The organism is Salinisphaera orenii subsp. orenii MK-B5, from assembly GCF_003788635.1.
Lineage (GTDB): Bacteria > Pseudomonadota > Gammaproteobacteria > Nevskiales > Salinisphaeraceae > Salinisphaera > Salinisphaera orenii.
The window spans coordinates 42,553-69,154 of the sequence record NZ_AYKH01000006.1 but is presented as its reverse complement, the minus strand read 5'-3'; the positions used below and the strand labels follow the sequence as shown (position 1 = coordinate 69,154).

The following is a 26,602-nucleotide window of genomic DNA, read 5'->3' as shown; positions in this document are numbered from 1 at the left end:
TCGATCCGAGAGCACACTCATGGGTAAACGCGTCATCGTCATCGGCAGCCAGTGGGGCGACGAAGGCAAGGGCAAGATCGTCGATCTGCTGACCGACCGCACGCAGCACGTGGTGCGTTTCCAGGGCGGCCACAACGCCGGCCACACGCTGGTCATCAACGGCGAGAAGACCGTGCTGCACCTCATCCCCTCGGGCATCCTGCACGACGGCGTCACCTGTCACATCGGCAACGGCGTGGTTCTGGCCCCCGACGCGCTCATCGAGGAGATGGCTGCGCTCGAGGCCCGCGGCGTGCCGGTCCGCAGCCGCCTGCGCATCAGTCCGGCCTGTCCGCTGATCCTGCCCAGCCACGTGGCGCTTGACAAGGCGCGGGAACTGGCCCGCGGCAAGACCGCGATCGGCACCACCGGCCGCGGCATCGGTCCGGCCTATGAGGACAAGGTCGCGCGCCGCGCGGTGCGGGTCGGCGATCTGTACCGGCGCGAGATGCTGGCGGCCAAGCTCGGCGAGGCCCTGGATTTCCACAACTTCGTGCTCAAGAACTACTTCGGCACCACGCCCGTGGACTTCCAGGAGACCCTCGACGGCTGTCTGGCGCACGCGGAGGAGATGGCGCCCATGGTGTCGGACGTGGCCGAGCTCCTGCGCCGGGCCTACGTCGCCGACGAGTCGATCCTGTTCGAGGGCGCCCAGGGCGCGCTGCTGGACGTCGACCACGGCACCTATCCCTACGTCACTTCGTCGAACACCACCGCCGGCGGCGCGGCCACCGGTACCGGCGTGGGGCCGACCTATTTCGACTACGTACTGGGCGTGGTCAAGGCGTACACCACCCGCGTCGGCTCGGGCCCGTTCCCCACGGAACTGGACGACCATTTCGGCCGTCACCTGGCCTCCAAGGGTGCGGAGTTCGGCGCAACCACGGGCCGGGCGCGTCGCTGCGGCTGGTTCGACGCCGTGGGTCTGCGCCGGGCCGCGTTCAACAACAGCCTCTCGGGGCTGTGCATCACCAAGCTGGATGTTCTGGACGGCCTGGAAGGCATCCGGCTGTGCACCGGCTATCGCTGCGATAACGAGACCATCACCGTGCCGCCGCTGGGCGCCGATGCGCTGGCCCGCTGCGAGCCGGTCTACGAAGAGATGGACGGCTGGAGCGAGTCGACCTCCGGGGTGCGCGACTACGACAAGCTGCCGCGTGCTGCGCGCGACTATCTCGATCGGCTGGCGGAGATCACCGGCACACCGATCGACGTCGTCTCGACCGGCCCCGACCGTGCGGACACGATCGTGCTGCGGGACCCGTTCGCGGTCTGACGACCGCAACGGCGCATCGCGCGCGTCATAACGTCTGGCATATCGGGAACAAGAGGCCCGGCGCCGCGCCGGGCCATCTCTTCGGAGAGAAGAGATGGTGCCGAGGAGAGGACTTGAACCTCCACGAGCGTTAGCTCACTAGCACCTGAAGCTAGCGCGTCTACCAATTCCGCCACCTCGGCGTGGAGGCGCGCAATGTAGACATTGCGGGCGCGCTTGTCAACGTTGTTTCTGGACGATTCGTTATCCGGTATCTTGAGTGCCATGGAGCGACATCTTGACTAAATCCGATACGCCCGCGGGCGACTGGCAATCCCGCGATCCCGAGTACGCACGCGAGAAGAACGCGTACGCCGAACCCGTGCCGAGCCGCCAGCTCGTGCTCAACGATCTGATGGAGCAGTCGCGGCCGATGACGCGCGGCGAACTCATCGAGTTCTACGCGCTGGCCGACGACAAGGCGCTCGAGGCCTTCGACCACCGTCTGCGCGCGATGCTGCGCGACGGCCAGCTGCTCGAGAACCGGCGCGGCGCGCTGGGGCCCATCGACAAGATGGACCTCGTGCGCGGCCGTGTGCAGGGCCACCGCGACGGCTTCGGCTTCCTCATCCCCGACAACGGCGACGAGGACGACGTCTTTCTCAATCCGCGCCAGATGCGCCTGCTGATGCACGGCGATCGTGCGGTGGTGCGCATCGTCGGCCGGGACAACCGCGGCCGCCGCGAGGGTCGCGTGGCCGAGGTGCTGGAGCGCGCCAACGAGGCGGTGGTGGGCCGCTTCGTCGAGGAGCGCGGCACCTATCATGTGGTGCCCGACAACGCGCGCATCGCCCATGACATCCGCGTGCCCGACAACGCCCGCGGCGAGGCGACGCACGATCAGGTGGTGACCGTGCGCATCGTCCAACCGCCGTCCAAGCGCGCCCAGCCGATTGGCGAGGTCGTCGAGGTGCTGGGTGATCGCATGGCGCCGGGCATGGAGATCGACGTGGCGCTGCGCGCGCACGGCATCCCGTTCGCCTGGCCCGACGACGTGCTCGCCGAGGCCGAATCCTTCGGCGATGCGGTCGCCGAGGCCGACAAGGCCGACCGCGTGGACCTGCGCGATCTGCCGCTGGTGACCATCGACGGCGCGGACGCGCGCGATTTCGACGACGCCGTCTATGCCCGCGCGACGATGCGTGGCTGGAAGCTGTGGGTGGCCATCGCCGACGTGTCGGCCTACGTCAAGCCGGGTTCCGCGCTGGACGCCGAGGCCCAGAAGCGGGCGACGTCGGTGTACTTCCCGGACAACGTCGTGCCGATGCTGCCCGAGGCGCTGTCCAACGGCCTGTGCTCGCTTAACCCCGAAGTCGATCGGCTGGCCGTGGTCTGCGAGATGCGCATCGACCGCCAGGGCCGCACCCGCGCCAGCAAGTTCTATTCGGCGGTCATCCGTTCGCATGCACGCCTGCTCTACGAACAGGTCGCGGACTGGCTGGAGAATCCGCAGAACATGCCCGAGCGCCACCAGGCGCTGAAAAAGCCGCTCGATGATCTCAAGGGCGTCTACGACGCGCTCATGACCGAGCGGCGCGAACGCGGCGCGATCGAGTTCGAGACCACCGACACGCAGATCGTGTTCAACGACGATCGCAAGATCGAACGCATCGTGCCCTACGAGCGCAACGTCGCGCACAAGATCATCGAGGAATGCATGATCGCGGCGAACGTGGCCACGGCCACGCATCTGTCGAAGAAGCGCATGCCGCTGCTCTATCGCGTGCACAGCGGTCCGGCCGCGGATGCGCTCGACGACCTGCGTTCCTTTCTGGCCGAGCGCGGGCTGTCGCTGCCCGGCGGCAGCGATCCGCAGGCCGCGGACTACGCCAGTGTCCTGGCGACCGTCGCCGACCGCAGCGATGCGCATCTGATCCAGACGGTGATGCTGCGCAGTCTGTCGCGGGCGGTCTATACCCCGCACAACGATGGCCACTTCGGCCTGGCGCTGGAGTACTACGCCCACTACACGTCGCCGATCCGCCGCTATCCCGACCTGCTGGTCCACCGCGCGATCAAGCATCTGGAAGCGCGCCGCAAGCCGGTGAACTTCGACTACGACGTGCCGGCCATGGAGGCGCTGGGCACCCAGTGCTCGGAAGCCGAGAAGCGCGCCGACGAGGCCACGCGCGATGTCGACGACTGGCTCAAGTGCGAGTTCATGAGCGACTCGCTGGGCGAGACCTTCGAGGGCACGGTCACCGGCGTGACCTCCTTCGGCCTGTTCGTCGAGCTCGACGGCATCCATGCCACCGGGCTCGTGCATGTCTCGAGCCTGTCCAACGACTACTATCACTTCGACGCCCAGTCGCGGTGTCTGCGCGGCGAGCGCTCCGGCGCGGTGCATCGTCTGGCCGACAAGCTCAAGGTGCGTGTGGCGCGCGTGGATCTGGACGAGCGCAAGATCGACTTCGAACTCGTCGAGCCCGACCAGGCCGCGGCCAAACGCAGCAAGCCGAAACGCTCATCCCGCAAAGGACGAGGTAAACGCCAATGACCGTCAAGCATTCCACGAAAGTCCTGCTCGCCGTGCTGTGCACGGCGCTGTTCGTCACCGCCTGTGCCGGCGACCCGAACCGCAAGACCAAGATCGGCGCCGGCGTGGGCGCCGTACTCGGCGGCCTGACCGGCTCGCAGCTCGGCGATGAGTCCGGCACCAATGTCGCCATCGGCGCGGCGCTGGGCGCGCTGGCCGGCGGCGCGACCGGCCGCTACATGGACAACCAGCAGCAGGAACTCAACGAGAAGCTGGCGGCGGAGCAGGCCCGGGATGTGCTCGACATCACCCGCCTCGATAGCGACGCCCTCAAGATCGGCGTGGCCAGCGACGCCTCTTTCGCGGTCGACAGCTCGACGCTCAGCCAGAACGCGCAGAGCACCTTCAACAAGATCGCCAACGTCCTCAAGGACTACGAGAAGACCGCGATTCACGTCGTCGGCCATACCGACAGCACCGGCAGCGAGCAGCACAACCTCGAGCTCTCGCAGAAGCGGGCGCAGTCGGTGGCCGGCTTTCTGACCGGCCGTGGCGTGGACTCGCAGCGCGTGCTGACCTGGGGGCGCGGCGAATCGGAACCGATCGCCAGCAACGACACCGAGGCCGGCCGGGCGGAGAATCGCCGCGTCGACATCGTCATCAAGCCCATCGTCGAGGGTCAGGAGAAGCAGGCGTTCTCCGAGCCGCCGAATCTCGGCTCCTGAGCTAGGCGCGCGTTGAACCTGCTTGCCCGGCGGCCGGCCGCCGACACATGACGGAAGCCGGACAGGCCTGCATCGGCGGCTTCCACGCCGTGGAGGCCGCCCTTGGCAATGCTCCGACGCTGCGGCGCATCTGGTTGGCCGAGGGCCGCGACGATGCCCGGGCCCGCGGCGTCGCCGACGAGGCGGCGCGGCAGGGCGTGCCGGTCGAGCGGGCGCCCATGGCCCGGCTCGACAAACTCCTGCCGGAGGTGCGCCACCAGGGTTGCGTGGCCGAGTGCGAGATCGCCCAGCCGCGCCGGGATTCCGAACTGCCGGCGATTCTCGAGGCGGTCGAGCGGCCCTGGGTCCTCGCGCTCGATCAGGTCCAGGACCCGCACAACCTCGGCGCCTGTCTGCGCACCGCCGCGGCGGCCGGCGTCTCCGCGGTGATCGCACCGCGCAAGCGCGCGGCCGGCCTGTCGCCGGCGGTGCGCAAGGTCGCGGCCGGGGCCGCCGAGCGGGTGCCGTTCGTGCCCGTGACCAATCTCGCACGAGCGCTGGGCCGGCTCCAGACCGACGGCTATTGGGTGGTCGGTCTGGACGCGCAGGCGCCGGCGTCGCTTTACGATACGGCGCTGCCGGAACGCCTCGTGCTCGTGGCCGGAGGTGAGGCCGGCGGGCTGCGCGCGCTGACGCAGCGCCAGTGCGACGGCTGCGTCGCCATTCCGATGGCCGCCGATGTCGAGAGTCTGAACGTGTCGGTGGCGACCGGCATCACCCTGTTCGAGGCGGTTCGCCAGCGCGCCATGGCCGGGACGACGTCAACGGACTAGAACCTGTTGATCCTCGTCGTTCCTCGCGCCACGCGTCGTCCGACGGCATGCCAAGGCTTCGAGCGCGCCGCGCAGCCGCTGTCGCATCGGCATGCGGCAATGCCGGTGCGCATTAGCTCGTGAAATTTCCGGTGCGTCCGGCTCGTCCGGGCCGCCCCGTGTCTCATCCAACCCGGGTCTTGCGCCGTGGCGCGCCCGGCTTGTGGCGCACTACAAGCCGCGCTTGGAAGCTTGCGGGACATAATGTGCGGTCGCCCAAGCCGCGTTCGTGAGACATGTTGACAGGAGGAAGCCCTGGGGGCCCTGCCATCAAGCGACGCCCTCGCGATTCGCGGAATGAATATCAGTGGTGCGGCGGGCCTACCGGTGCCCGCGATCGCGGGTCGCAGCGGTTGCGTCGCTCCGGTGAACTGCCTAGAATGTCGCGCCTTGCGGCGCTCGCCGCAGTGCCTTGCTCCACGGCGTGTCTTGCCGGGGGCTTCAAACCGAAAGGACAACCGATGCGACATTACGAAATCGTGTTCCTGGTCCACCCGGACCAGAGCGAACAGGTGCCGGCGATGGTCGAGAAGTATCGCGGCATCGTCGAGGCCGACAACGGCCAGGTGCACCGCCACGAGGACTGGGGCCGGCGCCAGCTGGCGTACCCGATCAACAAGATCCACAAAGCGCACTACGTGCTGCTGAACGTGGAGTGCTCGCAGGCCGCCCGCGAGGAGATCGAGGACGCCTTCCGCTTCAACGACGCCGTGCTGCGTCACATGGTGGTGGCCCGTCACAAGGCCGACACCGACCCGTCCCCGCTCGCCAAGAACGCCGAGAAGTCCGAGGACCGCAAGTCCGAAGACCGCAGCCCGGCTTAACGCTCGAGGAGCACTCCCATGGCCCGTTTTTTCCGCCGCCGCCGTTTCTGCAAGTTCACCGCCGAAGGCGTTGAAGAGATCGATTACAAGGATATCGAGACGCTCAAGCAGTACGTCACCGAAACCGGCAAGATCGTTCCGTCCCGCATCACCGGCACCGCCGCGCGCTATCAGCGCCAGCTGTCGACCGCGGTCAAGCGCGCCCGTTTCCTGGCGCTGCTGCCCTACACCGACCGTCACTCGTCCTAGGAGGCCGCCGTGGAAGTCATTCTGCTACAGAAAGTCCGCAATCTCGGCGACCTCGGCGACACCGTCAAGGTGCGCCCCGGCTACGGCCGCAATTTCCTGATGCCGCGCGGGATCGCGCTCCCGGCGACGAAGGCGAACCTCAGCGTGTTCGAGGAGCGTCGCTCCGAGCTGCAGGCCGCCTCGCAGGAGCGCGAGGATCGCGCCAAGGCGCGGGCCGAGAAGTTGCGCGGCCAGGAATACGTCATCGCCATGCGTGCCAGCGACGAAGGCAAGCTCTTCGGCTCGGTCGGTCCGCAGGAGATCTCGGACAAGATCACCGAGGAGACCGTCGAGGTCACCCCGCGTGAGGTCGGCCTGACCGAGGGCACGATTCGCCTGGTGGGCTACTACACCGCGCTGCTGCAGCTGCACGCCGAGGTCGAGGTCGAGGTCTCGATCGTGGTCGCCCAGCAGACCGACATGGGCGTGAACATGCCCAGCCGGGTCGAGGCGAACGCCGCCGAGCAGGACGACGTCGCCGCCACCGACGTCGAGGGCGAGCGCGTCGAGGAAGCCGGCGAGCCCGCCGACGAGACCGGGACCGAAGCCGATCCGCCCATCGACGAGCGCGAGAACGGCTAGCACGGGCGTCTGCGACGACCTGCCGACAACGCCGCCTCCGGGCGGCGTTTTTTTTGGTCCGTGCCTTGCGTAAACTTCGCGGACTCCCAGCCGCCGAGACGCGCCCCCGATGGCCGAAGCCAAGCTGCCGCCCCATTCGATCGAAGCCGAACAGTCCGTCATCGGCGGGCTGCTGCTGGCCGAAGAGGCCTGGGAACAGGTCGCCGACCGCATCAACGAGGACGACTTCTATCGAGAGGATCACCGGCTGCTGTTCCGCGGCCTCGCGGATCTGGCCAATACCGGACAGCCGCGCGATCTGGTCACGCTCACCGAGTGGCTGCGCAACAACGGCATTCTCGACAAGGCGGGCGGGGCGACCTATCTCGGCAATCTCGCGGCCGACATCCCCGGCGCGGCCAACATCAAGGCCTATGCGGACATCGTGCGCGAGCGCTCGATCATGCGTCAGCTCATCCGGGTCGGCGACTCGATCACGACCATGGGCTTCGATACCCAGGGCCAGAGCGCGGCGGATCTGCTCGAGGCCGCGGAGAAGGAGATCTTCGCGATCGCCGAGCGCGGCCGGCGCGGCGGCGAGGGGCCGAAGGGGCTCAATGCGCTGCTCAGCGACGTGGTCGACCGCATCGAGTCGCTCGTCGCCAGCGAGGGCTCGTTCTCCGGGACGCCGACCGGTCTCTACAATTTCGACAAGATGACCAACGGCCTGCAGCCGTCGGACCTGCTGATCCTCGCCGCCCGCCCGTCGATGGGCAAGACCAGTTTCGCGATGAATGTCGTGGAGAACGTCGCCATCAAGGAGAAGGTGCCGGTGGCGGTGTTCTCGCTGGAGATGTCCTCGGAGCAGATCGTCATGCGCATGATCTCCTCCTGGGGACGGGTCGACCAGACGCGGCTGCGCACGGGCCAGCTCACCGAGGACGACTGGCCCAAGATCACCTCCGCGATCGGCATCATGAACGAGAACGCGCGGTTGTTCATCGACGACACGCCGGCGCTGTCGCCCAGCGAACTGCGAGCCCGCGCCCGCCGGCTCAAGCGCGAGCACGACATCGGCCTGATCGTCGTCGACTATCTGCAGCTGATGCAGGTGCCGGGCACCAGCGAGAACCGCACCAACGAGATCTCCGAGATCTCGCGCTCGCTCAAGGCGCTGGCCAAGGAACTGGACCTGCCGGTGATCGCGCTGTCGCAGCTCAATCGCCAGGTCGAGCAGCGCGACAACAAGCGCCCGCGGATGTCAGACCTGCGCGAATCGGGCGGCATCGAGCAGGACGCGGACGTGATCATCTTCATCTACCGCGACGAGGTCTACAACGAGGACACCGAGGACAAGGGCGTGGCCGAGATCATCATCGGCAAGCAGCGCAACGGCCCGCTCGGCACGGCGCGTGTGGCCTTCCTGCCGCATCTGACCCGTTTCGAGAACCTCGCCGAGAACTACGACGACGATTTCGAATGAGGCGGGCGCTCGCCACCATCGATCGTGCGGCGCTGGCCCACAATCTCGCTCGGGTGCGGGCATTGGCGCCCGGGCGCCGCGTCTACGCCGCGGTCAAGGCCGACGGCTACGGCCACGGCGCCGCGACGGTGGCCCACGCCCTGGCCGACGCCGACGGATTCGCGGTCTCCAGTCTGGATGAAGCGCTGCAGCTGCGCTGGGCAGGCATCGACCGGCCGGTGCTCATGCTCTCGCAGATGCTCGACGCCACCGTCTGCGCCCAGGCCGCCGAGCAGGGCTTCGAGATCGTGCTCTTTCACGACGCCCAGCTGGACGCCCTGGCGGCGTACCGCGGCCCGCCGGTCACGGTCTGGATAAAGCTCGACTCCGGCATGCACCGATTGGGTTTCGCCTGCGAGCGGGCCGGCGAGATCGCCGCACGTGTCGATACGTGCCCGCAGGCAAGCCACGGCGGCTGGCTGACGCATCTGGCCTGTGCCGACGACGCCCGCAGCCCGCTGACCCGCCGCCAGCTCGCCGCGTTCGAGGCGGCCATCGTCGGCCGCGCGGGCCAGCGTTCGATCGCGAATTCGGCCGGCGTGCTCGACTGGCCGGAGAGCCACGCCGACACGGTGCGCCCGGGCATCATGCTCTACGGCAGTTCGCCCCTGCTGGCGCGCAGCGCGGCCGACTGCGATCTGCGGCCGGCGATGACGCTGAGCGCGCCGCTGATCGCCCGTCAGACGGTCGCCGCCGGTGAGCCGATCGGCTACGGGGCGATCTCGCGCACGCCCGAATCCATGCCCGTGGGCGTGATCGGCATCGGCTACGGCGACGGCTATCCGCGTCATGCACCGCCGGGTACGCCGGTGCTTCTCGACGGCGTGCGCGTGCCGCTGATCGGACGCGTCTCCATGGACATGATTACCGTGGACCTGCGCGCTGCGCCTGCCGCCCGTGTCGGCGACCGCGCCACGCTCTGGGGCGAAGACCTGCCCGCGGACGAGATTGCAGCGGCCGCGGGCACCATCGCCTATGAACTGTTCTGCCGCCTGACGCCGCGGGTGGCTTTCGAGATCGTATAGGACGGGCGCTGGGCTCGCGCGGCGGCTCGAATCGGCCCCGGTCGGGCAGCGGCGGCAGCGGCGCCGGTCTTCCTAGTGTCCGCGCGATCGCGCCCGCTCCCGATGCGTTGTCGTGCAAAGCGCCAGGCGACCGAAGCCGGGCGCGGTCGCTCACCGGCTTTATCGCGCGAGAGGCCGTGCTCGGGTCGACGAAGGCTGCTGCCGGTCTGCATCGGGCCGAGCGTCTGCGCTCAGCGCTCCTCGGCGCGGCGCACCGGTACGTCAACGGCGGTGCGCTGTCGCCCGGTCATGTCGAGATGATGGCGCGGCCGTCGGTGCCGGTCATCCGCCCATTAATCGGACGGCGCGCGGGGCCTTGCCGAAGACCCGATTGCCGAGAGCCGGCGCAGACGTCGGGCTGTACCGGCTGTGTATCAGCCGAGCCGGATGGGGCTGCGCCCGCGTTCCTCGCGTTCGCTGTGTTGGCGTTCGCGGCGACGCTGGTCGATCGCCTGCGGCGACAGATGTTCCGTGAAGAAGGCGAGCTGGTCGGCGCTCGATGCCCGGAAGCCGGCGTCGCGATAGATATCGAAGTGGCCGATGCGATAGTGCTTTTCCACCGCCCGGCCGCGCGAATGGGCCGCGGTCGCCTCCGCCGCCCAGGGCGGGGCGACGCTGTCCTCGTCGCAGATCTGGATCAGGGTCGGGCAGGGCAGCCGGTTCGCGCGCTTGCCGGGCCGGTAGAAGGCCAGAGAGAGCGCGAACCGCGCCGCGACTTCGTTACGCCAGTCCGGCGGCGCGATGGCGTGATAGCCGTCGTAGGCGTCCGCGGTGGCCATGGTGGCCACGCCGCCCGGCCGCGCGACGATCGGTATGTAGACTGGATCAGCCCCGGCGAGATCGCCGATGACGTCGCGGATGCCGGCCCAGCTCAGCCGCAGCAGCAGCGACAGGCCGCCGTAGGACACGGCGTTGGTCACGGCGGCCAGGCCGTCCATCATCGGGCCCTGGGCGGTCACGGCGGCGACCCGCCCGTCGGCGGCGGCGGCGGCGATCACATGGCCGCCGGAAAAGGAGCTGCCCCATAGCGCGATCCGCTCGGCGTCGATCTCGGGCAGGCTGCGGGCCACGCGGACGGCGGTGGCCCAGTCGCGGAGCTGGCGCCGTACGGACAGCAGCTGGCGCGGCTCGCCGTCGCTGGCGCCGAAATGACGATAGTCGAACAGCAGGACCGCGAGGCCGGCGTCGGCGAAGCGCTCGGCGTAGGGCTCGAGGCCGGCGTCGCGGGTGCCGCCGAGGCCGTGCGCCATGACCACGCAGGGGGTGCCGTCCGGGCCGCGAAACCCTTCGCTACGCGCGGGGTAGTACCAGCCGCGGCAGGTGGTGCCCCGACTGTTGAATTCGATGTCCTGGCGTTCGTGCATGGTGCTCCGGGGCCGTCTGGGCCGCGCGCCGCGCGCGTTTGGCGGCCGATGGACTGCGATTGTGCGGCGGGCCGCTTCGTTGTCGCGATGGCCGCGTCGACGGGTCGCGCGGACGCCGTGGACCCGGTGCCGCCGCCCGCGGCGCCCGGATGGACGCCGGTATCGCACGAAGGACCTACACGCTCTAGTATGCCGGTTTGTCCGTTTCAGGCGTAGTCCGCATGGCGCGCAGCAAGACCGTATTCGTGTGTGAATCCTGTGGCGCGAGCCACGCCAAATGGGCCGGTCAATGCGCCGACTGCGGCGCCTGGAACACGCTCACCGAAAGCGTGGCCGCGGCCCCGGCCAAGCCGGGCGCGGCGGCGCCGGCGAGCTTCGCGGACACGGCGCCGCGGGTGGAGCGGCTGGACGCCATCCGGCCGACCGAGACCGCGCGTACCGCCACGGGCATGTCCGAGCTCGATCGCGTGCTCGGCGGCGGCCTGGTGCCCGGGTCGGTGATCCTGATCGGCGGCGATCCGGGCATCGGCAAGTCAACGCTGCTGCTCCAGGTGCTCACGCAGCTTTCGTCGGCGATTCCGGCGCTCTATGTTACCGGCGAGGAATCGCTCGAACAGGTGCATCTGCGCGCCCAGCGCCTGGGGGTGGATCGGGCCGAGCTCGCGGTGCTGGCCGAGACCTGCGTGGAGCGGGTGCTGGCACTGGCCAAGCCGCAGGCACCTCGGCTGGTGGTCATCGACTCGGTCCAGACCGTGTTCTCGCAGGCGCTCAGCTCGGCGCCCGGCACCGTCTCGCAGGTGCGCGAGTCGGCCGGCATGCTGGTGCGCTTCGCCAAGGCCACCGGCACCGCGCTGATTCTGGTGGGGCACGTCACCAAGGAGGGCACCATCGCCGGGCCGCGCGTGCTGGAGCACATGGTCGACACGGTGCTCTACTTCGAGGCCGAGGCCTCCAGCCGTTTCCGCGTGATCCGTGCGGTGAAGAACCGCTTCGGCGCGGTCAACGAGCTCGGCGTTTTCGCGATGTCGAACAGCGGCCTCAAGCAGGTGACCAATCCCTCGGCCATCTTCCTGTCGCGCCATGACCAGGCCGTGCCCGGCAGCGCGGTGATGGTGACCCGTGAAGGTTCGCGGCCGATGCTCGTGGAGGTGCAAGCGCTTGTGGACGGCTCGCAGTTGCACAATCCGCGCCGAGTCGCGCTCGGGCCGGATTCGCAGCGCCTGGCGATGCTGCTGGCGGTGCTGCACCGACACGGCGGGATCGGGCTCGGCGATCAGGACGTGTTCGTGAACGTGGTCGGCGGCATGCGCGTCAGCGAGACCGCCGCCGATCTGCCCGTGGTGCTGGCTGCGCTGTCGAGCTTTCGCGACCGGCCGCTGGGCGAACGGCTGGTCGTGTTCGGCGAGCTCGGCCTGGCCGGCGAAATCCGGCCCGTGCCGGGCGGCGAGGATCGCCTGGCCGAGGCCGCCAAGCATGGCTTCACCCGGGCGATCGTGCCCAGGGCGAACGCGCCGAAATCGGGGCGCGTCGGCGAGCTCGAGGTCGTCGGCGTGTCGCGTCTGGCCGATGCGATCGATGCCATGGGCTAGCGCGCGCCTCGATGCGGTCGGCCGAGGCGCGCGGCCGTATAGGCTTTTAGGAGCGACAGCGCCGGCCATCGCCGCGCATTAGTCCCGGCGCCCGGCAGTGACGCCGGCCGTGGTTGGCCCGCCATCAGCGCGGCACACTCGCGGCGGCTGATCGCCGGCCTAGTCGCGCGGGTCGGCCGGCTCGTTGTCGCTGTGCCCGGCACCGGCGCGTCGGAGTCGGCCTCGTGGCGGGCGCACGCGCACGGTCTCGACCAAATTCGCACGGGTGCGCGCGATCTCCAGCACGTAGGAACCCACGTCGAGCTTCGTGCCGGGCTGCGGGATCGTCTCCAGGTGTTCGGTGATGAGCCCGTTCATCGTGCGCGGGCCGTCCACGGGCAGCTGCCAGCCCATCGCCCGGTTGAGCGAGCGCAGCGAGGCGGTGCCGTCGACCAGGTAGCTGTCGTCGGCGTCCATGTAGACGTTCTTCACCCGGGTGGCCGGGTCAGTGGTGAACTCGCCGACGATCTCCTCGAGGATGTCCTCGAGCGTGACCAGGCCCTGGATGTCGCCGTATTCGTCGACCACGAAGCCGATCCGCCGCTTCTGGTTCTGGAAGTTGAGCAGCTGCTGATTCAGCGGCGTGTTCTCGGGCACGAAATAGGGCTCGCGCGCGAGGCGGAGCAGGGCGTCCCGATCGAGCTCGTCGTTGGAGATCAGTGCGAGCACACGGCGCATGTGGACGATGCCGTGCAGCTCGTCGATGGAGCCGTCGAACAGCGGCAGCCGCGTGTGCTGGTTGTCGACCAGCTGCTGCAGGACCTCGGGCCAGGGCTTGTCGATATCGATGCCCACGATCTCGTTGCGCGGGACCATGATGTCCTCGACCGTGGCTTTCTCCATGTCGAGGATCGACAGCAGCATCTGCTGGTGTCGGCGCGGAATCATGGCGCCGGCCTCGGCGACCACCGTTCGCAGTTCCTCGCTGGACAGCGAATGCGCCGCGGCGTCCTCCGGCGAGACCCCGAACAGCCGCAGGATGCCGTTGCCGGCCATGTTCACGATCATCACCACCGGCCAGAGCACGCGCAGCAGCGGCGTGTAGACATAGGCCGCGGGATAGGCGATGCGCTCGGGGTGCAGCGCGGCCAGCGTCTTGGGCGTGACCTCGGAAAAGATCAGCACCACGATCGTGAGCGCCACGGTGGCCACCAGCACGCCGACATCGCCGAACAGGCGGATGCCGATCATGGTGGCGACCGCCGAGGCGGCGATGTTGACCAGATTGTTGCCGAGCAGGATCAGTCCGATCAGGCGATCGGGGCGATCGAGCAGCTTGGCCGCGCGGCTCGCGCCGCCGTGCCCGGCCTGGGACAGATGCTTCATGCGATAACGATTGAGCGTCATCAGCCCGGTCTCGGAACCCGAGAAGGCCGCGGACAGCACGAGCATGAGCAGCAGGATGCCGAACAGCACCGGCAGGGATATGGCGTCCAAGAGCTAGTCCGTGATCAAGTGGGCGCGCGCCGGGCAGGGTGATGGTGCGCCTCGCGGCGCGCGTTCACCAATGTTCTCCCAGAATGAGCTCCAGCACCAATTTGCTGCCGAAGTACGCCAGCATGAGCAGTCCGTAGCCGGCCAGCGCGCCGCGGACCGCCAGCCGGCCGCGCCAGCCATAGCGCCAGCGCCCGAACAGCAGCACCGCGAAGCACAGCCAGGCGACCAGCGACAGGATGGTCTTGTGCGCCAGGTGCTGGGCGAACAGATTGTCGATGAACAGCGCGCCCGTGGCGATCGCCATGCTCAGGAGGAAAAAGCCCGCGCCGATCAGCCGGAACAACAGTGTTTCCATCGTCTCCAGCGGCGGCAGCGACGTGAACATGCCCGCCGGGGGTCTACGGCGCAGCTGGCGGTGCTGGAGCGCGAGCACCACCGCCTGAACCGCGCCGAGCGTGAGCAGGCCGTAGGCCAGCACCGACAGGAGAATGTGGAGCTGCAGCGGCCAGGCCAGGGACTCGGTGGCGCTGTGGGCGTCGGGCACCAGCAGGCCGGCGATCGCGCACAGGCCGGCCACCGGGTAGATCACCAGCCCGAGCGCGCCGACGGATTCGCGCAGCGAGAACAGCCACAGCAGCAGCGCGGCCTGCCAGGCGAACATCGACAGGGCCGTGCCCAGGCCGATCACCACCATGCCGGAGTGCAGGCTCAGGTGGATCAGTGCGACGATCTGCGCGAGCAGGCCGACCGCCGCAAAGGCGGTCACCCGCCAGTAGTCGCGTCCGTCGGCCAGATGCCGCCACACCGCGTGCGTGGCGCCCGCGTAGGCGAGCGCCGCGATCAGCACTTCCAGCACGACTAGCGCCATGGACTCGACATAAGGGCGTCAGGCATAGGCCTCCATTGTGCCGCATTTGTCATCCGTGGCGGGACGGGCGTGGGTGCGCGTGCCCGCACCGGCGGGCGCAGCCGTTATACTGGGCATCGGCACTCAGCGAACGCCTCCACACGATGTTCGACAGTCTCAGCGATCGGCTCAACCGCAGCTTCCAGACCATCCGCGGTCGCGGGCGGCTGACCGAGGACAACATCAAGGCCACCCTGCGCGAAGTGCGCATGGCGCTGCTCGAGGCGGACGTCGCGCTGCCGGTGGTCAAGCAGTTCGTCGACGATATCCGCGAGCGAGCGGTCGGTTCGGAGGTGATGACGAGCCTCACGCCGGGCCAGGCGCTGATCAAGATCGTGCGCGATGAGCTCACCGCGCTCCTCGGCGAATCCAACGAAAGCCTTGATCTGCGCGCCAAGCCGCCGGCCGTGGTGCTCATGGCGGGCCTGCAGGGCTCCGGCAAGACCACCTCGACCGGCAAGCTCGCGCGCTATCTCAAGCAGCGCGAGAAGAAGAACGTGCTGGTGGTGTCCACTGACGTCTATCGGCCCGCGGCCATCGATCAGCTCGAGCGCGTGGCCAGCGACGTGGGCGCGGATTTCCATCCGAGCGCGTCCACCGACAAGCCGCAGGCGATCGCCAAATCCGCGCTCGAGGCCGCCCGGCGCGGCTTCTACGACGTGCTCATCGTCGACACCGCGGGCCGACTCGGCATCGACGAGGCCATGATGGCCGAGATCAGCGGCCTCAACGAGACGCTCAAGCCGGCCGAGACGCTGTTCGTGGTCGACGCCATGACCGGCCAGGACGCGGCCAACACCGCCAAGGCCTTCGGCGACGCGCTGCCGCTGACCGGCGTCGTGTTGACCAAGGTCGACGGCGACGCCCGCGGCGGCGCGGCGCTGTCCGTGCGCCAGATCACCGGCCGGCCGATCAAGTTCCTGGGTACCGGCGAGAAGCTGGAGGCCCTGGAGCCGTTCCATCCCGATCGCGTGGCCTCGCGCATTCTCGGCATGGGCGACGTGCTGTCGCTGGTCGAGGAGGCCGAACAGAAGGTCGATCAGGACAAGGCCGAGAAGCTCGCCAAGAAGCTCAAGAAGGGCAAGGGCTTCGACCTCAACGATCTGGCCGATCAGCTGCGGCAGATGCAGGAGATGGGCGGCCTCGGCGCGCTGATGGAGAAGATGCCCGGCGGCGGCCAGATGCCCAAGGGCATGGCCGGGGCCGCGGACGAGACCCAGGTCAAGCGCATGCTGGCGATCGTGGATTCCATGACGCCGCAGGAGCGCGCCTTCCCGGACGTCATCAAGTCGTCGCGCAAGCGGCGTATCGCCGGTGGCTCGGGCACCCAGGTCCAAGACGTCAACCGCCTGCTCAAGCAGCACGTCCAGATGCGCAAGATGATGAAAAAGCTCAAGGGGGGCGGCATGAAGAAGATGATGCGCGCCATGCAGGGCATGGGCGGTCAGGGCGGCCAGGGTGGCCTGCCGCCCGGCATGGGCGGTGGCGGCGGCAGTCTGCCGCCGGGCATGGGCCGCTGATCGGGCGCAATGCCAATACAAAATATCGTCCCGACCGCGGTGCTTCCAATTTGCGTGCATCCGCGTACAATGTGCGATCTTCCACGGCGGCGTGCACGGCGCGCGGCCTGTCGCGAACCCAATTCCAAACGGCACACAACGGCTATGGTCAAAATCCGGCTGCAGCGCGGCGGCGCGAAGAAGCGTCCCTTCTATCACATCGTCGTAACCGACATGCGCAACGGGCGTGACGGGCGCTATATCGAACGTCTCGGATTCTTCAATCCGGTGGCGATCGGCGGCGAGGTGCCGCTGCGTCTGGACGTCGAGCGCATCGAATACTGGAAGGGCCACGGTGCGCAGCTCTCCGAGCGCGTCAACAACCTGGTCAAGCACTTCAACCGTCACGGCGAAGGTGAGGCTCCGGCCCGCGCGGCGCCGCCGGTCTCGAAGGCCAAGGAAGCCGGCGGCCAGACCGTGCCGGCCGGTGCCACGGGCGACGCCGCGGCGGAGTCGGGCAAGCCCGACGACACCGTCGAGACGAGCGCACCGGAAGCCCAGGACGCGGCCGGTGAGGACGCGCCTAAGGCGTAGGCACCGGTCTGGCGGGAGTTGATGCCGTGGCTGAGCGCGCACCGGTGGTGCTTGGTCGGATCAATGGACTGTTCGGCGTCAGTGGCTGGGTCAAGGTCTATTCCTACACCCGGCCGGCCCGCAACCTGATCGAGCACGACCAGTGGCTGATAGGCCGCCAGGGCGACTGGCGGCCTTTTCGCGTTCTGGCGGCCCGCAATCAGGCCAAGACGCTGATCGCGCAGCTGGCGGATCCATCGGATCGGCCGGTGGCCGACCGCGACGGCGCCGCCGCGTTGCTGGAGTGCGATATCGCCGTGCCGCGGGCGGTGTTGCCCGAACCCGAGCCCGGGCGCTACTACTGGTTCGATCTCATGGGCCTCGACGTGGTCACCCGCGAAGGCACTTCGCTCGGCCGCGTGGCCTCGATGATGGAGACCGGCGCCAACGACGTCCTGGTCGTGGACGGCGAACGCGAGCGCCTGATTCCCTTCGTGATGGACGAGTTCGTCGATGCGGTCGACCTCGAGGCCGGTCGGATCGTGGTCGACTGGGATCCGGATTTCTAGCGCGTGCCCTGTGTCACGTCGTTAGTGAAGCGCGAAGCGCTCCGCGGCGTGTCGGTGCGTCGTGCCGATCGCCGCCCGCCGGCCGCGAGCTCGGCCGAGGCGCCGGGTCGTTGCTTCAGGCGAGACCGTCGACGCTGGGCCGCGCCTCGCACTGATGACGCCGCGGTGGGGCTTGAGTGATGAGAACCGGACGACACAGGGACTAGCCGCCGCATGCGTATTGACGTCGTTTCGCTGTTCCCGGAATGGATCGCCGGACTTCGGGAATACGGCGTCGTGGGGCGAGGTCTGCGCGAATTCCGCCCGGCGCTGCATATCTGGAACCCGCGTGACCGGGCCGACAACGCCAGCGGCCGGGTCGACGATCGGCCCTACGGCGGCGGCCCAGGCATGGTCATGGACGCGCCGACGCTTGCGCGCACGCTGGATGCCGTGGCGGCCGCGCGCGGCGACGACCGGGCGCCGGTCATCCTGTTGTCGCCCCAGGGGCATCGCTTCGATCAGGCCTGGGCCGAGCGGCTGGCCACCGGCCCCGGCTTCGTGCTCTGCTGCGGCCGCTACGAGGGCGTCGACCAGCGCTTCATCGACGCGCGTGTCGACGTCCAGCTGTCGATCGGCGACGTGGTGCTCTCCGGCGGCGAGTTGCCGGCGATGATGATCATCGACGCGGTGGCCCGGCTGCTCGACGGCGTGCTCGGCGATGCGCGCTCGGCGGTGCAGGATTCGTTCTCGACCGGGCTGCTGGATCATCCGCACTATACGCGTCCGGACGCCGCGCTCGGACGCGCCGTGCCCGAGGTCCTGTTGTCCGGCGATCACGCCCGGATCGCGCGCTGGCGCGAAAAGCAGGCGCTCGGGGCCACCTGGCTGCATCGTCCGGACCTGCTCGATCGGTTGACGCTGAGCGCCGAGCAGGAGCGGCTGCTGGCCGAATTCATCAGCGAGCGGGGCGAGTGATCGCATGATGCGCGAATCGCCGGCCGCAGAGGGCACGAAGACGAAAAATTTTCCGTCAAGGGTGGCGAAAAAGGCCGGCAGTTCCGGTATACTCCCGCGTCTTCAATAGCCCCCGCGGCTTTCGAGAACGCAAAGAGGCAGGCCATGAGCAACATCATCGACGAACTGGAAGCCGAGCAGAAAGGCGGCAAGCAGATTCCGGAATTCTCCGCCGGCGATACCGTGGTCGTGCAGGTCCGCGTGAAGGAAGGCGAGCGCGAGCGTCTCCAGGCGTTCGAGGGCGTGGTCATCGCCAAGCGCAATCGCGGTCTGAACTCCGCGTTCACGGTGCGCAAGGTCTCCTACGGCGAGGGCGTCGAACGCGTCTTCCAGACCTTCTCCCCGAACCTGGCCGAGATCAAGGTGCTGCGCCGCGGTGACGTGCGCCGCGCCAAGCTGTATTACCTGCGCGAGCGCTCCGGCAAGTCCGCGCGCATCAAGGAAAAGCTGTCGTAGTACAGCGCCTCGCGGTCCGACCGCGATCTGCCCGGAAACGGCGCCCTCGAGGCGCCGTTTCTCGTTGGGCGCCCGCACGACATCGCAGAAACGCGACTCCGGCCTGCTGACGCGCGACGGCAGCGCCGTGTTGGAGATCACGGATCGTATTCTGACAAGGGTGGGTGATCGATCGTGGCGCGCCAGCATCCGGACGCGCAACGCCCCGGGGCGCCCTTGACGCGCGTCGTTGACGGGCGGCCCGACCCGAAGGGCCGGCGCCCGATGAACTTCACAAGGCGCGGCAATCCGGTACTGCGGTAGGCCTGCGCAGCGTCACGGCGCGCACTACGCCTCTCTCCGCCTCCGCTCGACGGCGCTCGGCGCGGGCGAGCATGACGCGTCGACAGCCGTTAGCGCGGCGGCAGAATGCGGATGACCCCGACCAGACGCTGGTGCCAGTACTCGTCGAGCGCCAGCCGACGCACGCCGGCGTCCTCGCGAATACCGGGCGTGGCCATCAGCATCGTTTCGTCGCCGAGATAGAGCCCGACCAGCAGTCGCGCCCGATCGTTGTCGCCCTCCAGTCGAAAGAAGACGAGATCGGCCGGCCGGGCATCGGCGAGGTCGATCGGCGTGCCGGCCTCGAGCTGGGCGCGCACGGCCTCCGGCAGCGGCTCGGGCGCGTCGCGATAGACGAAGGCGATGAAACCGTCGTTGTCGAACGCCGACGGCCCGCTCGCCTCGCGGCGATAAGGCTTGTCGAGCTGCGCGAGCGCGTGCGAGATGGCCGCTTCGCGCTCGGCGCTGCCGGCCGGCACTCGGTTTTCGACCGGCGGTGTGCTGCTGCAGCCGGCCAGCAGCGCCGCCCCCAGGACGAGGGCCGCGGCGATCGCGCGCGGCAGACGCGGGTGGCGTGGCGGTGTCTTCATTACGGCATCATGCCGCAGAGGTGATGCGTCCGACCAGCGGCCGGCCCCATCACACTTCGCGATGCGCCTCCTGGGCCTCGACGTGCGCCTCGCGGGCGCTGTCGTCCGCGGTAAGCGCATCGAGGTACTTCTCGGCGTCGAGCGCGGCCATGCAGCCGCTGCCGGCCGAGGTGATCGCCTGGCGGTAGACGTGGTCCATCACGTCGCCCGCGGCGAACACGCCGGGCTTGCTGGTGGCCGTGGCGTTGCCCTGGGTGCCGCTCTGCACCTTGATATAGCCGCCTTCCATATCGAGCTGGCCGGCGAAGATGTCGGTGTTGGGCTTGTGGCCGATGGCGATGAAGATGCCGTCCACATCGAGTGCCTGCGTCTCGCCGGAGCGGGTGTGCTTGATGCGCCCGCCGGTCACGCCCATCTCGTCGCCCAGCACCTCGTCGAGCTCGTGATCCCAGATGATCGACACGTTGCCGTTGGCCTGCTTGTCGAAGAGCTTGTCGGCCAGGATCTTCTCGCCGCGGAACTTGTCGCGCCGATGCACCACGGTGACGTGCGCGGCCAGGTTCGACAGATACAACGCTTCCTCGAGGGCGGTGTTGCCGCCGCCGATCACGGCCACGTTCTTGCCCTTGTAGAAGAAGCCGTCGCAGGTCGCGCAGGCGGAGATACCCTTGCCCATGAAGGTCGTCTCGGATTCGAGGCCGAGATAGCGCGCGGTCGCACCGGTGGCGATGATCAGCGCATCGCAGGTGTAGACGCCGCGATCGCCCTCCAGCCGGTAGGGCGGCTTCGACAGATCGGTCGTATGGATGTGATCGAACAGGATCTCGGTGTCGAAGCGCTTGGCGTGCTCTTCCATGCGCTGCATCAGGCCCGGGCCCTGCAGGCCCTCGACGTCGCCCGGCCAGTTGTCGACATCGGTGGTGGTCATGAGCTGGCCGCCCTGTTCCATGCCGGTGATCAGCACCGGCTTGAGATTGGCGCGCGCGGCATAGACCGCGGCGGTATAGCCGGCCGGGCCGGAGCCGAGAATGATCAGCTTCTGATGCCGGATCTCGTCTTTGCTCATAGTCTGTCCTGGGCGAGAATGAAGCGGTTCGCAGCCGCCTGACGATGCGGCGCGTGTGCCCGTGATTCAAGTCGCGAACGCGTGTGCAAGCGGCTACACTGCCACGCGTCGCGCGGGCTTGCATCCGCGGGACGGCCATTCCGGCCGCACCCGTGATACTGGGGGCGGTTCTTGAATCTGGAGTTACCGTGGCGCAAAAGCCGTCCTTCCTCCGCCGCCTGTTCGGCGGCATCTGGCGCACGATCGCGCTGTTGTACGCGCTCGTGCTGCTGGTGTTGCTGCTGATCGTGCCTGCGGGGATCTATCTGGCGTTCTTCAGCGGGCCGCAGGTGTCGGTACCGCAGGGCAGCGCCCTGGTCTGGGCCCCCGTCGGCGACCTGGTCGAGCAGGACAGCCGGGGTGTGGGCAACGTGCTCGGCGCGGTGTTCTCCGAGCCGCAGCGTCAGTCGGTGGTGCGCGATCTCGTCGAATCACTCGATCGCGCGCGAGACGACGATCGCATCGAGCTGGCTTTCCTCAAGCTCGACGAGCTCGGTGCCGCGCAGCCGGGCCAGGTGCAGGATCTGATCGCCGCGATCGATCGCTTCAAGCAGTCCGGCAAACCGGTGGTCGCCTGGTCGCCGTCCTACGATCAGTCGCAGTACGCACTCGCCAGCCATGCCGACACGATCTATCTGGATCCCCTCGGCTTCGTGTTCATGCCGGGCTACGGGGTCTACCGCAACTACTACAAGGAAGCGCTGGACAAGCTCGGGGTCACGATCAACGTGTTTCGCGTGGGCGAGTACAAGTCCTATGTGGAGCCGTTCATTCGCAACGACATGTCGCCCGAGGCCCGGGCGGCCAATCAGGCGTGGATGAGTTCGCTCTGGCGCACCTATCGCGAGTCGATCAGCGCCACGCGCGACTACAGCGCCGAGGACGTTTCAGCCTATATCGAGGATTTTGCCGACACGCTCGAGGCCATGGACGGCAACGCCGCCCGCATGGCGCTCGAGGCCGGCCTGGTGGATACCGTCGCCGCGCTGCCCGATGTCCGTGAGGCGATGCGCGAGCGCGTGGGCAGCGACGACGCGCATGGCAGTTTCAGCCAGATCAACCAGGCCGACTATCTCGCGGCGACCGATACGGAACAGACCGCGCCGCGCACCGACAACCGCGTGGCACTCGTGGTGATCGAGGGCGCCATCGTGGACGGCGAGAGCGTGGCCGATTCGGCCGGCGGCGAGACCATCGCGCGTCTGATCGCCGATGCCCGCCGCGACGAGCACGTCGCTTCGCTGCTGCTGCGGGTGAATTCGCCGGGCGGCTCGGTCACGGCCTCGGAAAGGATCCGGCGCGAGATCGCCCGCACGCGGGCGGCCGGCAAGCCCGTGGTCGTGTCGATGGCCGGCGTGGCCGCCTCGGGCGGCTACTGGGTGTCGATGAACGCCGACCAGATCTGGGCGCAGCCGTCGACCATCACCGGCTCGATCGGCATCTTCGGCATCGTGCCCACGATCGACGAGCCGTTGAACGAGCTCGGCATTCACACTGACGGCGTCGGCACCACGCCGCTGTCGGGCCTGATGCGCATCGACCGGCCACTGTCGGAGACCGCGCGCACGATCTTCCAGACCGGGGTCGAGCGGGGCTACGACACGTTCGTCGGCCATGTCGCCGACGCCCGCAACATGGAGGAGTCGGCGGTGCGGCGCATCGCCGGAGGCCGGGTCTGGAGCGGTGCCGACGCCGAGCGGCTGGGGTTGATCGACAGCCTCGGCGGGTTCGTCGACGCGCGTGACGCCGCCGCCAAGCTCGCCGACCTGGAGCCCGGCGACTACGCGCTGCAGCCGATGCAGCCGCCGGCCGACTGGCGCACGCTCGTGCGTCAGTTCCTGTCCGCGCACACCGAAGCGGCGTGGATGCCGGCCTGGCTGTCCGGCCTCGTCGACGACGAAGCGCTGGCCTGGCTGCGTACCGGGCTCACCGACCCGCATCATCGCTACGCCCATTGTTTCTGCCGCGTGAGCAGTGCCGATGCCGGTATCGCTGCGCTCTCGCGGCAGCGTTCGGAGTAATCGCATGGGACTGCTCGTCGAAGGTCAGTGGCAGGATCAGTGGTATGACACCGCCTCGCACGGCGGCCGGTTCGTGCGCGAGTCGGCCGGTTTTCGCGACTGGGTCGAGCCGTCGGCCGACGCGCGTTTTCCCGCCGCGGCGGGCCGCTACCAGCTCTATGTCTCGCTGGCGTGCCCCTGGGCCCATCGCACCCTGATCCTGCGCAAGCTCAAGGGGCTGGAAACGGCGATCGGTGTGGCCATCGTCGATCCGTACATGGGCGAGTGGGGCTGGAGCTTCTCCGACGCGCCCGGGGCGATACCGGATCCGCTCTACGGGCTCGATCATCTGTTCGAGCTCTACCAGAAGGCCGCGCCGAACTACACCGGACGGGTCACCACGCCCACGCTCTGGGACACCCATCACGAGACCATCGTCTCCAACGAATCCGCAGACATCGTGCGCATGTTCAACAGCGCCTTCGACGAGGTGGCCGCGCATCCGGAGCGCGACTACTACCCGGCGGAACTGCGCGACGAGATCGATGCCGTCAACGAGCGCGTCTATCGCGACGTCAACAACGGCGTGTACAAGGCCGGCTTCGCGACCACGCAGAGCGCCTACGAGGATGCGTTCGAGACCCTGTTCGCCACGCTGGATGCGCTCGACGCGCGGCTGGCGGAGCGGCGCTATCTGGCCGGCAGTCGCGTCACCGAGGCCGACTGGCGGCTGCTCGTGACCCTGGTGCGCTTCGACGTGGTGTATGTCGGCCACTTCAAGTGCAACCTGCGGCGCATCGCCGACTATCCGCATCTGTCGGGCTATCTGCGCGAGCTCTACCAGATGCCCGGCATCGCCGAGACCACGAACTTCGATCACATCAAGCAGCACTACTACCGCAGCCACGGCACCATCAACCCGACCGGCATCGTGCCGGCCGGGCCGGCGCTGGATCTGTATGCGCCGCATGGGCGCGAGGTGCTCGGCCCGGCGGTCTAGGATCCAGGCCCGGTCGGGACGTCCGGCGCGGTTCGTGCGACCCGGGTGACGATCGATCGCGGGCGGTCGGCCATCGTCCGGCGCCGGCTGCGGGGATGGCCGTCGCCCGGCCGCGCAGCTATCGAGCGGCGGGCGAGCCGAGTCCCGGATCGGTGGCGCGCCGCCTGGCGTTGCGGCCGGTCGTAGCGCCGGCTCGTACGGCGCTCGCACTCGTCGTCCTGTCCATGCACGGCTACCGGCGCGGCCCGCGCGATCAGGGTCCCACCTAGGCGGTGGCAAGCCGCGCGCGCGCAGCGTCCAGTCCGCGTTGCAGGCGCGCGGCATGGTTGGTGAATATCCATTCCACGCCGCGCCCGATCTCGCGCAGACACATCGCCGGCGTGCTCACGAAGCCGCTGCCGATCAGCGCGCGGCGCGCGTGCAGCGTTTCGATGTGACTGCCGCGCAGCAGGGCGAAGGGCCCGGCCAGACCGGCGCAGTCGTGGGTCCGCGCCCAGTCGAACAGGGCCGGCAAGTTGAGTTTGGCTACCGGCAGGTGACAGCGCTGCGGCAGTGTGGTGGCACCCTCGAACAGCGTCGTGTCGAGCGACAGCAGGTGGAAGTCGCGCACCGGGACCAGCGGTGCCAGCAGCTCGGCCAGTCGCGTTTCGGCGCGCTCGCTGCCGCGGGTCTTGAGTTCGATCATCAAATGCGCGCGGCCGGCATAGCGCTCCAGCACGCTCGCCAGATGCGGCAGGCGGGGCTCGGCCGCCCGCAGGGCGGACCAGGGGCTGTCGGCCACCACGTCCGAACGCCCGAACACGCGTTTCAGATCGGCGTCGTGGACCACCACGGGTTCGTCGTCGCGGGTGTAGCGCACGTCGAACTCGATCGCGGGGACGCCGGCGGCGACGGCCGGGTCGAAGGCCGCGATGGTGTTCTCGCAGACGTGGCGACCGTCGCGTTCGCCGCGGTGGGACACGATCCGCGCCCGCGCGAGCGCGGCGGCGTCGGGCCGCCGGTAGGGCAGCCCGGTCAGCACGCGCTCGAGCGTGTGGGACAATAGATTTTCCAGATGTCGGTTCACGGTGAACGACGGGCCTGCAGGCTGATGCGGCCCAGTATAGTCTTTCCGTCGTGGCCGGCCGGTGAAATCGACAGCACGGGGATTCGATGACAAGCCAGCGCCGCATGAAGACCGCCACCCGCCTCGTCCATGCCGGCCGCGATCCGGCCGCCCAGCACGGCATGGTCAATCCACCCGTTTACCACGCCTCGACGGTGTTGTTCGAATCGCTGGACGCACTCGAGAACGCCGCCGCGAATCCGTTTCGCGGCATCTACTACGGCCGCAACGGCACGCCCGTGCAGTTTGCCTTCGAGGACGCCGTGGCGGAGCTGGAGGGTGCCCACGGCGCGGTCACGACCTGCTCCGGGCTGGCCGCGATCACGGTGGCGCTGATGAGCGTGGCCGAATCCGGCACCCACCTGCTGGTCACGGACAATGTCTACGGGCCGACGCGCAAGCTCTGCGACGGCCTGCTCGCCGGCTTCGGCGTCGAGACCGAGTATTTCGACCCGACGCTGTCGGCCGAGGCGCTCGAAGCGCTGATTCGTCCCGAAACCCGGGCGCTGTTCCTCGAGGCCCCGGGGTCGCTGACCTTCGAGATTGCCGATGTGCCGGCGCTTTCCGCGGTCGCGCGACGCCACGGTGTGGCCGTGCTCGCCGACAACACCTGGGCCACGCCGCTGTATTTCGATGCCATCGGCCACGGCGTCGATATCTCCATCCATGCCGCGACCAAATACTTCGTGGGCCACGCAGACGCCATGCTCGGCGTGATCAACTGCCGCGAGGCGCACTACCCGCGCGTGAAGAAGACCGCCGCCGCGATGGGCTACTGCGCCGGCCCGGACGACATCTACCTCGGCCTGCGCGGGCTGCGCACGATGGGCCAGCGCCTGACCCAGCACGACGCCAGCGCGCGCCGGCTGGCGGACTGGCTGGCGGACCGGCCGGAAGTCGCGCGGGTGATCCATCCGGCGCGTGCCGACCATCCCCAGCACGCGTTGTTCATGCGCGATTTCAGCGGCGCCAGCGGCCTGTTCGCCTTCGTGCTGGAACCGGTCGAGCGGGCCCGGCTGGCGGCGATGGTCGACGGTCTGGCGCTGTTCGGCATGGGTTTTTCATGGGGCGGCTACGAAAGCCTGATCCTGCCGATCAACCCCGAGCGCATGCGCTCGGCGACCGTCTGGGAGGCGTCCGGGCCGACGCTGCGGGTGCACGTCGGCCTCGAGGATGTCGATGATCTCATCGCCGATCTCGAGGCCGGGTTCGAGCGCCTGGCCGGCCGGGCCTCGCAGACGGCGCGCTGACCGGCCCGCGCGGCGCCGCGCCAGCGCGTTTCTACGCGCGGGCCGGCCGGTGCTACGGCGAACGCAGGGCCATCGCTGAACGCGGCGGCGCGCCGCCGCGGCCAGGGCGCGCGACGCGGGCGTCGGGTGTCGCGGTT

Annotated in this window: 23 protein-coding genes, 1 tRNA gene and 1 pseudogene; 18 read left to right on the top strand and 7 right to left on the bottom strand. The window is 68.8% G+C overall.

Translation table 11 applies throughout. The features are described 5' to 3' along the window. Nucleotides 1-19: 19 nt before the first annotated feature. Nucleotides 20-1,315 carry an adenylosuccinate synthase gene (locus SAOR_RS04605; RefSeq protein ID WP_123630409.1) on the top strand — a complete coding sequence of 432 codons (1,296 nt, stop codon included), beginning with the start codon at nucleotides 20-22 and terminating at the stop codon, nucleotides 1,313-1,315. A 95-nt stretch (nucleotides 1,316-1,410) separates the two neighbouring features. On the opposite strand, the gene SAOR_RS04600 is transcribed toward SAOR_RS04605, so the two are convergent. Then, nucleotides 1,411-1,497: transfer RNA gene (locus SAOR_RS04600), tRNA-Leu, on the bottom strand. Between the two features lie 95 nt (nucleotides 1,498-1,592). Here SAOR_RS04600 and rnr point away from each other — a divergent pair. From rnr to alr, 8 genes are all read left to right on the top strand, one after another. After that, nucleotides 1,593-3,851, top strand: coding sequence for a ribonuclease R (gene rnr / locus SAOR_RS04595; protein WP_123630408.1), 2,259 nt, complete (start codon nucleotides 1,593-1,595; stop codon nucleotides 3,849-3,851). Beyond that, nucleotides 3,848-4,555 (top strand): YiaD family glycine zipper/OmpA-like lipoprotein, encoded by a 708-nt coding sequence (locus tag SAOR_RS04590; protein ID WP_123589611.1) that lies wholly within the window; start codon nucleotides 3,848-3,850, stop codon nucleotides 4,553-4,555. Before rnr ends, SAOR_RS04590 begins: the two co-directional genes overlap by 4 nt. Nucleotides 4,556-4,602: 47 nt before the next feature. Then, nucleotides 4,603-5,367, top strand: a complete 765-nt coding sequence (gene rlmB, locus SAOR_RS04585) for a 23S rRNA (guanosine(2251)-2'-O)-methyltransferase RlmB (protein ID WP_123630407.1) — start codon at nucleotides 4,603-4,605, stop codon at nucleotides 5,365-5,367. A gap of 500 nt (nucleotides 5,368-5,867) precedes the next feature. Further along, nucleotides 5,868-6,230, top strand: a complete 363-nt coding sequence (gene rpsF / locus SAOR_RS04580) for a 30S ribosomal protein S6 (RefSeq protein WP_123589609.1) — start codon at nucleotides 5,868-5,870, stop codon at nucleotides 6,228-6,230. 18 nt (nucleotides 6,231-6,248) lie between these two features. Then, entirely contained in the window at nucleotides 6,249-6,479 is a 231-nt protein-coding gene (gene rpsR / locus SAOR_RS04575; protein ID WP_006914321.1) for a 30S ribosomal protein S18, read from the top strand. Nucleotides 6,480-6,488: 9 nt separating this feature from the next. After that, nucleotides 6,489-7,100 carry a 50S ribosomal protein L9 gene (gene rplI, locus SAOR_RS04570; RefSeq protein WP_123630406.1) on the top strand — a complete coding sequence of 204 codons (612 nt, stop codon included), beginning with the start codon at nucleotides 6,489-6,491 and terminating at the stop codon, nucleotides 7,098-7,100. Nucleotides 7,101-7,209: 109 nt separating this feature from the next. Beyond that, nucleotides 7,210-8,562, top strand: coding sequence for a replicative DNA helicase (gene dnaB / locus SAOR_RS04565; protein ID WP_123589607.1), 1,353 nt, complete (start codon nucleotides 7,210-7,212; stop codon nucleotides 8,560-8,562). Beyond that, nucleotides 8,559-9,626: an alanine racemase gene (gene alr, locus SAOR_RS04560; RefSeq protein WP_123630405.1), complete on the top strand. Its 1,068-nt coding sequence runs from the start codon at nucleotides 8,559-8,561 to the stop codon at nucleotides 9,624-9,626. Before dnaB ends, alr begins: the two co-directional genes overlap by 4 nt. A 413-nt stretch (nucleotides 9,627-10,039) precedes the next feature. On the opposite strand, the gene SAOR_RS04555 is transcribed toward alr, so the two are convergent. After that, a complete protein-coding gene (locus SAOR_RS04555; protein ID WP_123630404.1) occupies nucleotides 10,040-11,029 on the bottom strand; it encodes an alpha/beta hydrolase in 990 nt (329 codons plus the stop codon). 221 nt (nucleotides 11,030-11,250) lie between these two features. On the opposite strand from SAOR_RS04555, the gene radA reads away from it, so the two are divergent. Further along, nucleotides 11,251-12,618: a DNA repair protein RadA gene (gene radA / locus SAOR_RS04550; protein WP_123630403.1), complete on the top strand. Its 1,368-nt coding sequence runs from the start codon at nucleotides 11,251-11,253 to the stop codon at nucleotides 12,616-12,618. A gap of 159 nt (nucleotides 12,619-12,777) precedes the next feature. Here radA and SAOR_RS04545 read toward each other — a convergent pair whose 3' ends face one another. Both SAOR_RS04545 and SAOR_RS04540 read right to left on the bottom strand, forming a co-directional pair. Further along, the gene (locus SAOR_RS04545) at nucleotides 12,778-14,094 is read right to left on the bottom strand and encodes an HlyC/CorC family transporter (RefSeq protein ID WP_123630402.1); all 1,317 of its coding nucleotides are present in this window, start codon (nucleotides 14,092-14,094) and stop codon (nucleotides 12,778-12,780) included. A gap of 64 nt (nucleotides 14,095-14,158) precedes the next feature. After that, nucleotides 14,159-14,962 (bottom strand): cytochrome C assembly family protein, encoded by an 804-nt coding sequence (locus SAOR_RS04540; protein ID WP_123630401.1) that lies wholly within the window; start codon nucleotides 14,960-14,962, stop codon nucleotides 14,159-14,161. Nucleotides 14,963-15,105: 143 nt separating this feature from the next. Here SAOR_RS04540 and ffh point away from each other — a divergent pair, with 143 nt between their 5' ends. The 5 genes and pseudogenes from ffh to rplS all read left to right on the top strand — a co-directional run bounded on the left by ffh (nucleotide 15,106) and on the right by rplS (nucleotide 19,094). After that, nucleotides 15,106-16,521 carry a signal recognition particle protein gene (gene ffh / locus SAOR_RS04535; RefSeq protein ID WP_123589601.1) on the top strand — a complete coding sequence of 472 codons (1,416 nt, stop codon included), beginning with the start codon at nucleotides 15,106-15,108 and terminating at the stop codon, nucleotides 16,519-16,521. Between the two features lie 144 nt (nucleotides 16,522-16,665). Then, nucleotides 16,666-16,893 (top strand): annotated as a pseudogene (gene rpsP / locus SAOR_RS17060) (30S ribosomal protein S16); the annotation flags it as partial. Nucleotides 16,894-17,120: 227 nt separating this feature from the next. Further along, a complete protein-coding gene (gene rimM, locus SAOR_RS04525) occupies nucleotides 17,121-17,642 on the top strand; it encodes a ribosome maturation factor RimM (RefSeq protein ID WP_123630399.1) in 522 nt (173 codons plus the stop codon). A 213-nt stretch (nucleotides 17,643-17,855) separates the two neighbouring features. Further along, nucleotides 17,856-18,599: a tRNA (guanosine(37)-N1)-methyltransferase TrmD gene (gene trmD / locus SAOR_RS04520; RefSeq protein ID WP_123630398.1), complete on the top strand. Its 744-nt coding sequence runs from the start codon at nucleotides 17,856-17,858 to the stop codon at nucleotides 18,597-18,599. A 144-nt stretch (nucleotides 18,600-18,743) separates the two neighbouring features. Continuing rightward, a complete protein-coding gene (rplS, locus tag SAOR_RS04515; RefSeq protein ID WP_123589696.1) occupies nucleotides 18,744-19,094 on the top strand; it encodes a 50S ribosomal protein L19 in 351 nt (116 codons plus the stop codon). Between the two features lie 392 nt (nucleotides 19,095-19,486). Here rplS and SAOR_RS04510 read toward each other — a convergent pair whose 3' ends face one another. Together SAOR_RS04510 and trxB are read right to left on the bottom strand one after the other, a co-directional pair. Next, a complete protein-coding gene (locus tag SAOR_RS04510) occupies nucleotides 19,487-20,005 on the bottom strand; it encodes a C40 family peptidase (RefSeq protein WP_185015548.1) in 519 nt (172 codons plus the stop codon). A gap of 49 nt (nucleotides 20,006-20,054) precedes the next feature. Further along, nucleotides 20,055-21,071, bottom strand: a complete 1,017-nt coding sequence (gene trxB, locus SAOR_RS04505; RefSeq protein ID WP_123630396.1) for a thioredoxin-disulfide reductase — start codon at nucleotides 21,069-21,071, stop codon at nucleotides 20,055-20,057. 188 nt (nucleotides 21,072-21,259) lie between these two features. On the opposite strand from trxB, the gene sppA reads away from it, so the two are divergent. Continuing rightward, the gene (gene sppA / locus SAOR_RS04500; RefSeq protein WP_185015547.1) at nucleotides 21,260-23,131 is read left to right on the top strand and encodes a signal peptide peptidase SppA; all 1,872 of its coding nucleotides are present in this window, start codon (nucleotides 21,260-21,262) and stop codon (nucleotides 23,129-23,131) included. Nucleotides 23,132-23,135: 4 nt separating this feature from the next. After that, nucleotides 23,136-24,110, top strand: coding sequence for a glutathione S-transferase family protein (locus tag SAOR_RS04495; RefSeq protein WP_123630394.1), 975 nt, complete (start codon nucleotides 23,136-23,138; stop codon nucleotides 24,108-24,110). A 265-nt stretch (nucleotides 24,111-24,375) separates the two neighbouring features. On the opposite strand, the gene SAOR_RS04490 is transcribed toward SAOR_RS04495, so the two are convergent. Then, nucleotides 24,376-25,152: a glycerophosphodiester phosphodiesterase gene (locus tag SAOR_RS04490; protein WP_185015546.1), complete on the bottom strand. Its 777-nt coding sequence runs from the start codon at nucleotides 25,150-25,152 to the stop codon at nucleotides 24,376-24,378. 110 nt (nucleotides 25,153-25,262) lie between these two features. On the opposite strand from SAOR_RS04490, the gene metC reads away from it, so the two are divergent. Beyond that, complete coding sequence (gene metC / locus SAOR_RS04485) at nucleotides 25,263-26,465, top strand: cystathionine beta-lyase (RefSeq protein ID WP_245965394.1); 1,203 nt, start codon at nucleotides 25,263-25,265, stop codon at nucleotides 26,463-26,465. The last annotated feature ends 137 nt before the right edge of the window (nucleotides 26,466-26,602 follow it).